This is a genomic window from Paenalicyclobacillus ferrooxydans, from assembly GCF_001399675.1.
Lineage (GTDB): Bacteria > Bacillota > Bacilli > Alicyclobacillales > Alicyclobacillaceae > Alicyclobacillus_B > Alicyclobacillus_B ferrooxydans.
In genome coordinates, this window is sequence record NZ_LJCO01000094.1 from 1 (window position 1) to 13,922 (window position 13,922).

Consider the following 13,922-nt stretch of genomic DNA (forward strand, 5'->3'; position numbering starts at 1 on the left):
CCCACATGCCCTCAAACGCCTAGAGTTTAGCCTAATTAACCGTTCCTTCTTAATCCTACTTGAACAGGACAATGAAATCCTGCGAATGAGCGAGCATTCGTGAGAAAAACCTTATTCCACGAGGGAGTCCCACCCCCATGCACGTTGTGAGGGGATATTGACTCCGAAGTATTGCAGGACTGCACTCGTGGAACTTGGTAAGGTCGTCCCTCCGGCAGCGGTGACATATGGGCTGTCAGCAGGATTGCCCACGCTCAGGTCTGTTGTTCCTATATCGCTTACGGCTTGATAGGCACCATAGTCCCCTGTTGCAACAAACGTACTAATCCCTTGTGCGGCCGCCTCCATAAATGCCTCGTTGAAAGCCTGTGCGTAGTTCGGAGATTCCTGGCCGCTGCTGACCGCGTAGTTGACGGCGTCTTCACTCGACCCCCAACTAGCCGAGAGCGAACCGACCTGGTTCTGCGATATCGCATTAAAGAAGGCATCCACAAAGCCGTAATCAGTGTTCGGCGCCTGATAGACGATGATATTGGCGTCTGGAGCCAGCGCACCAGATTGTTCGACATCAAGGGTGGTTTCGCCCGATCCGGCAGTCAACGACGGAGCACCGGCCCCGCCGTCCACGTTTACAGTAGAGATGCGGTTTGGGGCGCTCTTTATTCCATAAGCTTTCCAGAAAGCGTATGCATCGCTTGGATTGACACTGGCCAGCGTGACGATGCCCAGCGTTTGACCCTGACCGAGATCACCCTTGTTCATAAGTGGTGAGATGTTGTAGAGTTTCTCCACGTCTTGCGGAGTCTCGACATTCGCGGGTGTGCTTGATCCACTGCGGGGTGCATATGAGACGGACGCTTTCTGCAAAATTGATTTTGACGTTTGCGCCGTACTCGTTGAGAACGGGGCGTAGTTTGTTAATCCCAGCACAGCTAAAATTGGACTGGCTAGATTGGATGGCACCTTCGGCGCTTGTTTGCTTCCATGGAATGTCTGACCTTTATATTGCATTTGTTGCAAAACAACTCCAAAGGCATTGTTGAACTGTCCTGCTGTTCCGTTCAAGGTGATATCAAGATTGTCAGGGTAGACCTGCGCAGAAATACCGTAATGTTTGAAATATCCAACGATGGCTTGAACGACCCCTGAAGACTGACCATAACGCTGGGCAAACTGCTGCGTGGTAAGGAACTTCCTGTAGTTAGGGCTTCCCGGGGTGACCGTCTGTTGAATGTAATTCTCCAATTGCGATTGGTTTCTTGCGTTGAGAATGATGCTTACGGTCACTGGTTGGTTGGTTGGAGTGTTTCCAAACACAGTGGCACTCTGAGCTACCGGTGCTGCAACCCCCTGAGATACGGAGACGGTGGCCGCCATGGCTGGTGTTGCTGCAGCAGCCGTAAGCACGACTCCGCCGGTGGTCAGCGCAGCGCTCGTTATTGCTACCCACTTCTTCTTTCCTTTCATCATCAAGCACCCCCAAAAAATGAAAGTCAAACTATAAAAAGGTTGTATTGAATATTCAAAATGAAGTTACCACAATCAAACGGAAAAATATGTCGAAGTGAAGTGCCGGTAAGGCTAAAATTAGCATTCTGTTCTGCTGAATTTCGACTGTCACAATGGGGGAGAGTGGGTGAAATGGGCTAAGCGGCGCGGTCCCGCGCGGTCCATCGGGGCCGTAGAGGAACTGAGTTCCGCTATCGGATCGACCAGCGGGGTCCAGTGGGGCGGCAGAGGAACTGAGTTCCGCTATCGGATCGACCGGCGAGGTCCGGCCCGGCCCGCCGGGGCCGTAGAGGAACTGAGTTCCGCTATCGGATCGCCCGGTGGGGTCCAGTGGGGCGGCAGAGGAACTGAGTTCCGCAATCGGAACGCCCGGCGGGGTCCAGTGGGGCGGCAGAGGAACTGAGTTCCGCTATCGGATCGCCCGGCGAGGGCCAGCGGAGCAGTAGAGGAACTGAGTTCCGCTATCGGAACGCCCGGCGGGGTCCAGTGGGGCCGCAGAGGAACTGAGTTCCGCTATCGGAACGCCCGGCGAGGTCCAGCGTGGCAATAGAGGAACTGAGTTCCGCAATCGGATCGCCCAGCGAGGTCCAGCGTGGCAACAGAGGAACTGAGTTCCGCTATCGGAACGCCCGGCGAGGTCCCGCGTGGCAATAGAGGAACTGAGTTCCGCAATCGGATCGCCCAGCGAGGCCCGCCGGGGCCGCAGAGGAACTGAGTTCCTCTGATAACCACAGACAGACCAACGCAGCCCTCGGATTCAAACTCGATACATCCCCGAGGCTCAGTAGACTCCTTGAAAATTCAGCCCCGTCCCGAATCTGAGAACAGAGTCAGTGTACCAAGTGTCAGGTAGATTGCGCTGGTGACATAGTGTTGTTTCTTTTGATACCTCCATCTGCGCCGCATCCAGTTTCCAAGGGTGCCGGCCAACAAAGCGTACGCGCTGTCGGTGAAAATACCTAGAGTTACAAGTGTCAGACCGAGAATGATGGTTTGAGCCCAGATAAGTCCGTGTTGTGGATCAACGAATTGGGGCAGAAACGCAAAGAAGAAAATCGCTGTTTTGGGATTGAGGAGAGCGACAAACATCCCCTGCCTGAAGATGCTTGACAGTTTTTTCGGCTCAACCGCTATGGGCTCGAACTGCTCTTTGCTGAATAGGCTTTTGATTCCGAGGTAAATCAAATAAGCTGCACCAAGGTACTTCACGATACTAAAGGCAATGTCTGAGGAGGCAAGGATGGCGGACAGACCGATTGCGGAACCAACAACGAGCATGACGGTTCCGAGTGCACTCCCAAACACAGAGGCCAGTCCTGCTGCACGCCCTTGATCAATACTTCGCGCAGTAATGTAAAGGACTGATGGACCTGGGATAATCAGCAATACGAACGAGGCAACAAGAAACAACCCGAAATGATGAAAAGTCAACGTCGCCGCCCCTCCTCTTGTGTGGCCCTTTTTGTCCTGATGATACATGAACTGAGCTATGGCTGCACGACCCGTTGCTTCATAGTTCGCCGTCGCACGATCCGTTGTCGCACGATCCGCGGCTGCACAATCCACCCTTGCACGATCCGCTGCTGCACCATCCGTCGTCTCGATGAAACTCACGTTTGGGGGCAAGCGGCTACCTGTAAATTCCCTTGTCACTATAGACGGACACCCAGAATAAAATACCATGACCGTGACCCAGTTGGTCTCAATCACATCGGTCTCAATCACATCGGTCTCAATCAGGTTGGTCTCAATCGGAAATGAAACGTGGCCCATGGACGAGCGGATACCCTGATGGCCATGCGAGTATTCCGGGCCTCGACCCAGAATGGATTGTCCTGCCGAACACCTCCCGTAGTGGCTGTGTATGATATGGCATCGGCAACTGGCATTACAGGATTTGGGTTTGCCGGTGAGGAGGTCATGGCTGTGGATATCACTCAGTGGCTGCTGGTGCTGGGGTTTGCTATCTCCTCGAGCATCGACAACTTTGGAGTCGGTGTGTCGTACGGTGTCACGAAAATCAGGATTGGGCTTCGGGCCAATCTTCTCATCGCGATCATCGCTTTTGTGTTCAGTATTACAGGGATTTACTTTGGCGGGTACATTTCAAAAATCATGCCAGGAACGCTTTCCACAGTCGTTGCTGCATTGTTCGTACTGATTATTGGGGTGCGAATCATTCTCATCACACTTACCGCCAAACGCAAGGCGTCCCAATCACAGGCAGAATCAAAGCCCGAAAGCAAGAGATTCACTTCGTATGTTGATGAGCCTGAGCGAGCGGACAAAGATAAGTCTGGGGAGATCAGCATTACGGAAGCCTTGGTTTTAGGTGTGGCAGTATCCATGAACGCATTGACCAACGGACTTGGTGCAGGGCTGATGAAACTGTCACCCATGTACGTATCCACGGCGGCTGCCTTATTCAGTTTCATAGCCATCTGGTCCGGGGTCAAACTTGGTGAACGAGTGGCACATATTCGAATCGGTCGGTTCAACTTGGGCCAGTTCAGTACGATGATTAGTGGAGCAATCCTGTTGTTAATTGCGGCTCATATGTTGGTGACTGTCGTGAACATTTGATGGCTCAGACTGTCGTGAACATATGACAGCTCAGAGGTGCAAGCGGTATGGGAAAGTGGTGGAACATTGTGTCCGGAATATCCTATATCGTCTTAGGCGTCATTCTTTTGCTGCGCTATGCACATGCCCATGGATGAGAGCATTGCGGCCGATCATGCTGCTTAGCGGTAGATGGGTTGCTGTGAAATGGCTGCGCGTTGTTTCAGATATTGTTTACCAAAGATGTCTACCAAAGATGTCTACCGAAGTTGTCCCCCGAGCGGATCCGATGGCTTGAACCTCACCAATCGAGGTTCAATAGACCGGCCGGCGGGGGCACTTTGGCTTTTTGTTGTCGTTGACCGGCCAAGTGAACAACGCCTCAACTGCATAAGGCCTCGACGAAACCAATAGCCTCGACGAAACAATGTTCAATTGATGATATTGATGGCCCGAGCCGCGAGCACAGCGACAATTACCAATGAGATCGAAGCCTGGGTGATCATCAGGACCTTGGCCCGCTTAGACATCACGAGGGTATCCGTGGGACTGAATGCGGTACTCGTGTTGAAGGCAAGAAACAGGTAGTCGATGAAGGACGGCTTCCAAGTCGCCCATAAGTCCCCCTGTGTCGTACTTTGTGGAAACAGGAAATCTGTCGTCTGCATCGGGTTTACGTGCCGGCGTATTGGCCCGCCCTGATCTACCTCCCAATACCAGATTCCAAACAATACGACGTTTGAAGACCAAAGCACAAATGCATCACGAAACAAGACGAGTGCACTCGCAGAATGGTGAAACAATGAATAGACAAGAAATATGACGCTGCTGAGTAAGCCCAGGGTCAGCACGCCGGTCATGGTCAATGACAGGATCCGCGTCCATACATGCTGACCAAGATAAATGGTTAAGAGCAGGGGAACACACAGCAACAGCATAATCACGAGCAAGATCCAACTTGGACCTACCGTGACATTCTCGGACAGGATGCTAAAGAGGCCGCCGATGACCAAGACGGCAATCAGAAACGACCACCGGTGGATTCGACCCTCAATAACTCCTTCCAATTCCTCTTCCATGGACTTGATCCAATTTCTCTTCATGTTCCTGGTGTCCCCTCATGTCGTCAACGGGCCTCTGCTACCCCGGTTTCTTCCAATTCTACTGTTGTGTCCGATCCGTTCTCAAGCCATTCCCGCCGCAACTCTGCCGCACGGCTGATAATCCAGTCCTTGATTTCAGAACTGATCGCATCCTCGACCCCATATGCCTGCGTGGACGAGCCTGCCGCACCAGCCGCACCAGCCACCCATGGTGCCACGCCTGATGCCGCCGCCAGGCCCGTCGCCGATGCCGTCCCTGATCTCGCCCCCGATGCCGCATCGCCCGCCCCAGGGTCCATCCCCGAGTCCATCCCGATGCCCTCCGACGGGATGCCGAGAGCGTGCAGACGTTCGAACACCGCCGCCATCGCGAGGTCCGGGTTCCGGAAGAACTGGCTGCCGCGAATCCGTGCAAACCGCCAGCCGAGCCGCTCCAAAATCGCCTGCCGGGCCATGTCGTCCGCGAGCTTCTCCGGCGGATGCCAGCGGTCTCCGTCGCACTCGACAGCGAGGCGCTTGCCGCCGCCTTCGACAACCATGTCGATCCGGTACGCCCCCACACTCCACTGCGGCCGCACACGGTACCCGGCATCAACCAGGCGGCGCAGCACCAACCGCTCAAACTCAGACTCCGTGCGCTCCTCGAGTTGCTGCAAGGCCCGGTCGTACTGATACGGGTCCGCCGCGTGCAGAATCAACCGCCGCCGCAGGTCGCCTTCCTTGAGATCGGTGAACGGATCGACAGAGTGGACAACCCACAGTTGATCGCGCGCCCGGCTTGCCGCAACATTGAAGCGTTTGCGGGTGCGGTTATCGGGATCGGACAGCATCCGCAGTGGTCCATCCCCACTCGGCGCGTGGACCATCGACAGGAACATGACGTCGCGCTCATCGCCCTGGAACTGAGCCGAATTGCCACAGCGGATAAGCCGCTTCTGGTACTCGGTCGCAGGCAGATGACGGCGCAAGAGCGATTCGATGAACATCGCTTGATCGTCGCCAAGGAGCGAGATGACGCCAAACGTCGCGTCGTCGTAAGCGGGATGCTCTGTCGCGGCCACGAGCAGAGATACAATCGCCTCTGCCTCCATCACGTTCACCTTGCTGTCGGCTGTCGCACCCTCCACGCGGTACGGCACAGTAAACGGCCGCCGCACCACCTGACTGTCATCCCGCAACGGCCTGATGTCGCCGCCATAGGAAAGGTGGTTGCTGAACTGGATGATGGGCGACACACAGCGGAAGTGCTCGCGCAGCTGGACCTCCGGGAAGCTCGTCTTGGCGAGATCGTAAATGGAAGACTTCCCGTCGTAGATATTGGCGTTCGGAACGTCGGTCAGATACGTGTCAATGAGCCGCTGTGCCTCATCGACCTTCTGGCCGACGGCGTCTGGACTGACCTGTTCATCGTCACCGACCACGAGGACCTGGTTGCCAAAGTAGAGGCCGGTCAGGGCCATCACATCCGCTTGGCTGGCCTCGTCAATGATGACCACGTCAAAGTGGTTCTGCCCGGGCACAAAGTTCTCGACGACGCGGGAAAGCGGCATGATCCAGACAGGCACCGCAGTCTGACAGGTCGGCATCAGCTTGCGCGCTTCGGCGAGGAGACGCGGCGCACGAATGCCCGTGCCTTTGCCGGCCTTCTTGATGAGGGTCTTCCAGCCCATTAGGGCCTGGCGCTGCGCGAGCGTGGTGCGCTTAACCTGTGCACTCCAAGCCTTTTTCTCGACCAGGCTAGCCGTAACCTCGCGGAGTTTCTTGCTTCGGTCGGCAATTTTCGCCTGCAGCTCATCCATCGATTTGTGGTTTCGTTTGTCGATCTCGTCCGACAACTGCCGCCACACCCAGGCCTCTCCGGGAGACCCTGGAAGCGTGCCAAGGCCGTGCACACCGCTTCGTTGCCGAATGGCCGCAGCCCACGCGGGAGCTGCCAAGGAGAGCTTCTGGAGCAGATCAATCCTGCGCCGATGCAAGCTGGTCATGGCGTAGAGGCGGGTCAGTAGCTGATGAGCACGGCTGTAAGATGCAGCATCGACCTCCGTCACCGTCTGCTGAAGCTCCTGCAGCACGTGGGAGGCAGGCGCGAGGTTCAGGGCTTCCGTCACGATCCGCTCGAGACCCTGCAGTTGCTGCTCCACTTCGGCCCAGTGCATGCGGTCTATCTGTGCCTGCACGACGGGAGGCAGGGTTTCCGTCAAGAGCTTCGACAGCCGCACCAACTCCGCATTTGGAACGAGGACCTCTTCAACGTCATCGAAGAGCAAATCAACGTCAAGCCCTTGCCCTTTGAGTGACGCCGCGAGCGGCTTCCACTCGTTGTCATACCAGCTCAGCTTCTGAGCAATTGGGTGGATGAACTGGCGTGCGACCTCTTCCGGTCTGTCCGTCAGGGATTCGACACTCGGTCCGCCGAGTTCGGACATCTGTCGACTCCACCGCGCCTTCAGTTTATCCCGCTCGAGGCGAAGCAGGATCCAAGCCCGGAGCGCCTCGAAGTCTTCGACGGATGAAGGCGCGCGTCCGTCCACTTTGGTCTTTTCCATGAAGTGTTTCCACTCGCGCTTTGTAAACAGTTTGAGACTGCTGAGCTTGCCGCCGCTCTTGAGATGTGCGAGGATCTCCGCCGCCACCGGCCCTGCTTCGGTGAGATTTAGGCTACTTGAGACTTCAATGCCGTGCTTCAGGAAATGAGGCTGTGCTTCCATCGACGCCTTGTAGACGGATTCAATCTCCTCGATAAAGTCGTCCCACGCTGTGCGCAGGGCGCCGCCTTCCTTGCCTGCCATGATGGCACTCGTCTGCCAAGGTGCATTGTCCTCGACAGACTTCGCTATCCGTGCCGCGTCAGCGAGGAGGCGTTCAAGCTGGTCAACCGTCTGGGCGGCCGTCTGGTTGGACATCTGGCTGGCCGTCTGGTCTGCCGATGTGTCCATCCACAAGGACTGCTTGTAGATGCGGTTCGCTGTCAGAAGGCGCGTCCGCTTCTCGGTCAGTTGGTCAAACGCCGCAGGGGAGAGGAGAGTGTCCGGGTTCGGAAGATCGAGACTCAATTCTTCCTCGGCGTCTGGCTTCAATTGTTCATTGCTGGCGTAGAGCTCAGTCAGTTCGCCGACCGAGAGCGGGAGTGGGGCACCGAGCTCGACAGGTCCCGGAATCCACGCATGCTGCTCCTGTTCGGCACGGATCTTGCGTGCGGCCTGCGACGGATCGTACGACTCACCCGCGATGACAATCGGGCGGTACTCATCCTGCCGCGCCATCTGGAGCTCATTGCGCAGTTCGCGAAGACTGGTAAGCAGCTCGATCCGCTGTTCGGCCAAGACCGCTGCCTCACCGTCCAATTGATTGGCGTCGAGAGCGGCCAAGCGCTCCGCAATGGCATCCACTGAGTTTTCCATCTGTTTGCGGCTGTCGCTGTCGTTCTCAAGCACGCTGACGCAAAGCGGCTGCAGAGGTTTTACGACCTGGCTGCGCAGGACACGGAGGGCCTTTGCCGTATGGCTTGTGACGAGCACACTTTTCCCTTGTGCCAAAAGGTGTCCGAGCAGGTTCGCGATGGTGTGCGTTTTGCCTGTACCTGGCGGGCCCTGGACCAACACGGCACCGTTTGCTTCGAGACGCAGGGCAATCTGAAGCTGCTCCGCGTTTGCCTCTTTGCTGAGCAAGACGCGTTCATCATCTCCGTTTACGTCGATGGGCCGCTGGCTCTCGGATGCGCTCTCATCCTGGGCCTCTCGTGGCGTCTCCACACCCACCAGGTTCAGCACAGAGTCTGGCAGTTCGCCGTCTTGCTTCAGGTCCTCCAAAATCCGCTCGAGCGCCACAGCGAAACCGAGCGTGCGCTTGCGGAGGAACAGGAGCGGATCGCGCGTCATCACCGGATTCTTCTTATCCCGGATGGAAGTCGGTTCCGTAAAAAACTGTCCGTACGGCGACATCTGCGTGACAATGCGCTTTAGGAACTCAGACGTCTCATCCGAACCGAGCGGGTGATAGGCATCCATCTTCAGTTCCGCGAGCAGGTCGGAGAGGGCACTCGCCTGCAGATCCGGTAAGATGCGAAGGAGGGCCGTATAGAGCTCCGGCTCCTTATCCGATTCGGTCAAGGTGAACTCCGGCACAGACGCATCAAAGTGGAGCTCCACCTGCTGCAGAAGAACCGGGTGATAGATGGAATCGTCTTTCGCTGGCGTGAAGGACAGGATGCCGTCTCCAAGCATTAAATCAACCTGTTCAGACTCGCGTTCCATTTGGTTGTGTAAAGAGTAGAGCTTCTCGAAGATATCCATCACGCGGCGGGCAGGTCGTTCCGTGACCAGCCAGTCTTCACGCTTGGCCGTCCATTCCTGATATTCTTCGACGCGCTCAGGGTCATCCTCAAAACGGATAAGGTTCGGATTACCGTTCTCATCCATCCCATCCTGCTGTGTTGCCAGCGTCTGGGCACGCCAATCGACCTGACGCCAGTCCCCCTGCAACCACTCCCGCAGCGCGTAGGGGGGATTCGGGCACTCTGTCAGGTTCGGGCGTTGGACGCGGAGAAAGTAGGACGGCATGGCATCCTCAGCGTCGGAACGAGACTCCGCGTCGCTCTCGGTGGTCCCTATATCCGCTGTGTCTATGTCAGTCGCATCGAGGTCGCTTGCACCAAGATTGGTCGTCTCGATATTTGGGTCATCCAGTGCGATGTCCTGTGCGGAAAGACCGCCCGCGAACGGTGTACGGTGATGAACCTCTACGCACTCATGATCTGGAATATCCTTCAGCCACGCAGACCACAGTTGCTGTTCAACCCGGGTCTTCACAGGATTTCGCATCTGATCGAGGGCTTGAAGGTATTGGTAGACCTGCGTCAGTTTTTTGCGTTCAATTGACGAGGCTGCAGACTTCATCAAATTCCTCCGTTATAACGACATCTCTCGCCACACACTGAGTGCGCGCGATTGATTATATGCCTGTTTCAAGTCTATAAACCCTTCCTATAGTTTAGGGTATTTCTATGTTATTCAATACACGTTTCGACAGAAAGTGGGAAGATTTACGACACGCAATCCAACATTTTGCTGGAGAAGCAGAGAAGATTTAACTCTGTTGAACGGATGTTATTCCTGCTTCATGTGTTTTCAGTCCAACTCAAAATGGAGGGTTTTGCCAAGTGCCTGTCGAAATGTGTCTTAACTCAATACGTAGAGCCAGGTGATAATCTAATGATTGTCAAGCAGCCTGATGACAGGTCCTCTCACATAACACAACTTGAGGAACTCTTGGAAATCGTCCCTGCAGATAAGAAGAGTACGGTTGCCGCAGAACTTCGCGCTCTTCGGGCAGGCATGAAGGGTGAAAGAGACTCCTCTTACTTAATTGACTTTGACTATGGTAACTCGAACAACTGGGTGGTCATTCATGACCTGCGGCTTGAGATGAACGATCGAGTGGCACAAATTGACCACCTCATCCAGCTTGGAGGTTCCTTATCAGCAGTAAAAAAATGAAGACCTGACTTTGATTATGCTAAGTCAATCGTTCACAATACCGAAATACGGTAGGGATGGGGGGCTGAAAGTGACGAACATCTTTCTTGACACGCAAATCTACATAGGAAAGAACTACTCTTTCCAGACTGGCCTATTGAAGGCGCTTGCCGAAGCCGCGCTCGACGGCCGTATTACGATTTATATTACAGACGTTGTAAAGAAGGAAGTCGAAGCGAACATATATAAGGCCGTACACGAGAACGTACGACAAGAAACGAAGCACGTTCGAACGGAGCTCAAAATTCTCAGAAACCTGGCGGAATATAACAATATATTCGCAATTAAGGATAAGCTCAATGAGATATACGCGGACCTTTTAGGACAATTTCACGAGTTTCTTTCGACCGGGGCGGTCGAAACGGTCAACATCGATGTTGTGAAGCCATCGGATGTTTTTGAACGGTATTTCATCGGCGAAGCGCCATTCAGCGCAAGGAAAAAGGATGAGTTTCCAGACGCATTTTCCCTGTTGGCCATCGAACAAAAATCGATTGAATTAGGCGAGAAATTTCATGTGGTAAGCGGCGACACCGACACATTGCATTTCTGCGAAGACCACGAGTGTCTCGTGCACCACGAATCTCTCGACAAACTCTTCGACTTCTTTAACCAGGACGACGAGTACAACCACGGTTTAATCGTTTCCACATTCCAACGTCACGCTTCAAAGGTTGTCGCGCTCCTCACGGGGGAGTTTCCGATACAGACGTTTGACTTGTTGGATGAAGAAGGCGACGTTGAACACGTCACTGTTCATCAAATTGAGCTCCTAGACGACCCTCTAGTCTTAAAGTACGAGCGCAACGAGAATAGGATGGTGACAGCAATAATTTCATTTGACACCTCCGTCGACTACACTGCTGAGTTTTCGTTCCTAGACTATGCAAATGGAGCTTGGGATTCTGAGGATAAACGCTACGTTTATGTTGAGAGTGTGGAGGGCGAACGCCATTTAGAGGGCGAGGTTGTCACAGCGTTATGTGAACTGGAGTTTCACGAAAATGACCCTGGCGATGCGGACATCCATCTGGTTTCCATCAACAACGCCGAGACAATTATGTTTCAGGCATTCGAGTCGGATTGGTGACCTATAACAAGGCTGCTACTACCCAGCGCGTTCCTTAGAGCGAGACTACGGTATCGTTATTGAACATAAGGGCAGGAAAGTCGAGTAAACGGACACTATGAAACAACCTGTTTCTGTTCGGAATGGGGCGTGTCGAGTGAGTAATGATGCTCAGTCCAGCGGCAACATGACAGGTCACGGTGGAGGTGCGATTGTCGCACCAAATCACGTTCACATTGGGTCGTTGGTGGTCTTATCTGCGTTGATACTCATCGTCGTCGTGGCTCTCGCTTTGAACATGAGGAAGAAACGTTAAAAAGCCTACGATGGCTTCTCTCGCATAAGAGGCCTTAATCGCAGGAAGCGTACCAGGTTTGTCATTTCCAAAACCCATAATGAGGTAAATGTGTAATTTGATTTTGAAACGCCGTGGGGTAACCAAAATGTCTCACACAGCGTCAGTACAGTCAGGAGGTTATCCCATGAGAAGGATACTGATTGCCGTGGTCGCTGTTGCACTTTTGTTCGGCATATTGATTACTGGTTATGTCAGGAAACCAACGGCTCCACAAGAAGTTGATGCAGTTGTGACACCAAGTCAACAAACGATTCAATTCCCGAATGCAACTGACATTCAACACGCGTATGTCGTCTGGGGATTGGCGGCAGGCTCGTTTAGTCCGAAGAACCAATACCAAACTGTGGCTCAAATCGAACAGTGGCTTCAGACGGCTCAGCCTGTATCGGTACAACTTCCTCCGCCACCCAAGCGTCCAGTCACGATAAACGCAAACACAAATCCTGCTGGACTGGTCTTGGAATTGCCTTCTAAACAGCATATTTCGATTAGCCCAACATTTTACATGGAAGGACATTCGAACGATTTGAGCAAGTTATATCACTTCGTTGATGGAGTGGTAACCTACCAAGTCGGCAGTAAAGCATTCTACTTCAAAGACCCCGAACTGTACAATTGGTTAAAGAGCAATGCATGGCAAAAACAGTTTAATGTCAAATAAGCAAAATTGCTGAATAGAGCGGACTGCCACTCTCACTGGTGGTTTGACTTTCAAATAGATTGTGTGAATTCACTATTGGACATAAGGCGGCGTGAACTGAATAAACAGCTGTCATCATATGTGCATGAATATTCGCTGCTGTTGGCGGCTTCGAAACGACGCTATCGAGGCAGGAATGTGCAATTACGATTGACCTCCTCAGTGCATAAAACCACTCCAGGACATGGATTGTAACGAGCAGTGGATTTATTCCGTCTACATTTCATTGAACATCATGGGGAGGCATAAACTTGATGAAATGTGATAAGCAATGGGCAACAGCGGGTGTTGCATTGAGTATTGTGGGAGTTATTGCGGGATGTGGAACTACAAACACTGGAACGACACCAGCAACGAACGTAACCAACGGAGCATCGAAAAATACAGCAAATACGGCTGCTACACAGAATTCGTCAACTACAAATAGCACGACTACGACTGGTGCAAATAACACAGCCTCGAATCAGGCAACGCAAAATGCGACAGGAACAAACAATTCAGCCAATTCACCATCTCTGACACTAGAGTCGGTTCAAGTCGCTAACAACAGCATCATCCTTGTTACCACTCATGGAACGATGCAGACAGCTTATCAAAACCCTAAAATCACTACCGGTGTATTCACCGTAACATTAGTGAACATGAACTTGCCGCAATCGATATCTGTAAATAAGACCTATACGAGTAACGGAATATCCTATAGTTTCACTCAAAACGAATCAAATCTCATTCTGACAGCTCGCTTCGGTTCAAACACCCCTAGTACAGTTAAAACGGGTATTGGCGGTGGAGACATGATTAGCTTTACATTTCAATGAACAGCGAAGCACCCCTGAATTGCCTGGAGACCAAGGGAGTGTTTGGACTTTTCCTGTGGGGTTAACGGGAACGAGACCTGAACCATCGTGATCTGCCTGCGGTTGTATGGATATTCAATTTGAATGACTAACCGTTATTGGACTCCCTCGTGGAATAAGGTTTTTCTCACGAATGCTCGCTCATTCGCAGGATTTCATTGTCCTGTTCAAGTAGGATTAAGAAGGAACGGTTAATTAGGCTAAACTCTAGGCGTTTGAGGGCATGTGGG

11 protein-coding genes are annotated in these 13,922 nt (G+C 53.3%); 7 read left to right on the plus strand and 4 right to left on the minus strand.

All coding sequences use genetic code 11. From position 1 onward, the window contains the following. Positions 1 to 111: 111 nt before the first annotated feature. The gene (locus AN477_RS20705) at positions 112 to 1,470 is read right to left on the minus strand and encodes a S53 family peptidase (protein ID WP_054971089.1); all 1,359 of its coding nucleotides are present in this window, start codon (positions 1,468 to 1,470) and stop codon (positions 112 to 114) included. Positions 1,471 to 1,636: 166 nt separating this feature from the next. On the opposite strand from AN477_RS20705, the gene AN477_RS20710 reads away from it, so the two are divergent. Further along, positions 1,637 to 1,912, plus strand: a complete 276-nt coding sequence (locus AN477_RS20710) for a hypothetical protein (protein ID WP_054971090.1) — start codon at positions 1,637 to 1,639, stop codon at positions 1,910 to 1,912. Between the two features lie 398 nt (positions 1,913 to 2,310). Here AN477_RS20710 and AN477_RS20715 read toward each other — a convergent pair whose 3' ends face one another. After that, positions 2,311 to 3,282, minus strand: coding sequence for a LysE family translocator (locus AN477_RS20715; RefSeq protein WP_245631917.1), 972 nt, complete (start codon positions 3,280 to 3,282; stop codon positions 2,311 to 2,313). 147 nt (positions 3,283 to 3,429) lie between these two features. On the opposite strand from AN477_RS20715, the gene ytaF reads away from it, so the two are divergent. Beyond that, entirely contained in the window at positions 3,430 to 4,092 is a 663-nt protein-coding gene (gene ytaF, locus AN477_RS20720; protein WP_054971098.1) for a sporulation membrane protein YtaF, read from the plus strand. A gap of 410 nt (positions 4,093 to 4,502) precedes the next feature. Here the strand turns inward: ytaF and AN477_RS20725 are convergent, their stop codons facing one another. After that, the gene (locus AN477_RS20725) at positions 4,503 to 5,174 is read right to left on the minus strand and encodes a hypothetical protein (protein WP_054971091.1); all 672 of its coding nucleotides are present in this window, start codon (positions 5,172 to 5,174) and stop codon (positions 4,503 to 4,505) included. A gap of 23 nt (positions 5,175 to 5,197) precedes the next feature. Continuing rightward, positions 5,198 to 10,069 carry an AAA domain-containing protein gene (locus AN477_RS20730; RefSeq protein ID WP_054971092.1) on the minus strand — a complete coding sequence of 1,624 codons (4,872 nt, stop codon included), beginning with the start codon at positions 10,067 to 10,069 and terminating at the stop codon, positions 5,198 to 5,200. Between the two features lie 315 nt (positions 10,070 to 10,384). Here AN477_RS20730 and AN477_RS20735 point away from each other — a divergent pair, with 315 nt between their 5' ends. From AN477_RS20735 to AN477_RS20750, 5 genes are all read left to right on the plus strand, one after another. After that, on the plus strand, positions 10,385 to 10,669 hold the full coding sequence (locus AN477_RS20735) for a nuclease-related domain-containing protein (RefSeq protein ID WP_054971093.1): 285 nt from the start codon (positions 10,385 to 10,387) through the stop codon (positions 10,667 to 10,669). 70 nt (positions 10,670 to 10,739) lie between these two features. Further along, positions 10,740 to 11,798 (plus strand): PIN domain-containing protein, encoded by a 1,059-nt coding sequence (locus tag AN477_RS20740; protein ID WP_054971094.1) that lies wholly within the window; start codon positions 10,740 to 10,742, stop codon positions 11,796 to 11,798. A 136-nt stretch (positions 11,799 to 11,934) separates the two neighbouring features. Then, complete coding sequence (locus AN477_RS24825) at positions 11,935 to 12,093, plus strand: hypothetical protein (RefSeq protein ID WP_157062098.1); 159 nt, start codon at positions 11,935 to 11,937, stop codon at positions 12,091 to 12,093. A 166-nt stretch (positions 12,094 to 12,259) separates the two neighbouring features. Then, positions 12,260 to 12,796, plus strand: coding sequence for a hypothetical protein (locus AN477_RS20745; protein ID WP_054971095.1), 537 nt, complete (start codon positions 12,260 to 12,262; stop codon positions 12,794 to 12,796). A 293-nt stretch (positions 12,797 to 13,089) separates the two neighbouring features. After that, the gene (locus tag AN477_RS20750) at positions 13,090 to 13,653 is read left to right on the plus strand and encodes a hypothetical protein (protein ID WP_054971096.1); all 564 of its coding nucleotides are present in this window, start codon (positions 13,090 to 13,092) and stop codon (positions 13,651 to 13,653) included. Positions 13,654 to 13,922: the final 269 nt, after the last annotated feature.

Bases quoted from the DNA above. Each gene is read 5' to 3' on its own strand.
- AN477_RS20705 (WP_054971089.1), bottom strand. From the start codon at position 1,470: ATGATGAAAGGAAAGAAGAAGTGGGTAGCAATAACGAGCGCTGCGCTG.
- AN477_RS20715 (WP_245631917.1), bottom strand. From the start codon at position 3,282: ATGGGCCACGTTTCATTTCCGATTGAGACCAACCTGATTGAGACCGAT.
- ytaF (WP_054971098.1), top strand. From the start codon at position 3,430: ATGGCTGTGGATATCACTCAGTGGCTGCTGGTGCTGGGGTTTGCTATC.
- AN477_RS20725 (WP_054971091.1), bottom strand. From the start codon at position 5,174: ATGAAGAGAAATTGGATCAAGTCCATGGAAGAGGAATTGGAAGGAGTT.
- AN477_RS20730 (WP_054971092.1), bottom strand. From the start codon at position 10,069: ATGAAGTCTGCAGCCTCGTCAATTGAACGCAAAAAACTGACGCAGGTC.
- AN477_RS20735 (WP_054971093.1), top strand. From the start codon at position 10,385: ATGATTGTCAAGCAGCCTGATGACAGGTCCTCTCACATAACACAACTT.
- AN477_RS20745 (WP_054971095.1), top strand. From the start codon at position 12,260: ATGAGAAGGATACTGATTGCCGTGGTCGCTGTTGCACTTTTGTTCGGC.
- AN477_RS20750 (WP_054971096.1), top strand. From the start codon at position 13,090: ATGAAATGTGATAAGCAATGGGCAACAGCGGGTGTTGCATTGAGTATT.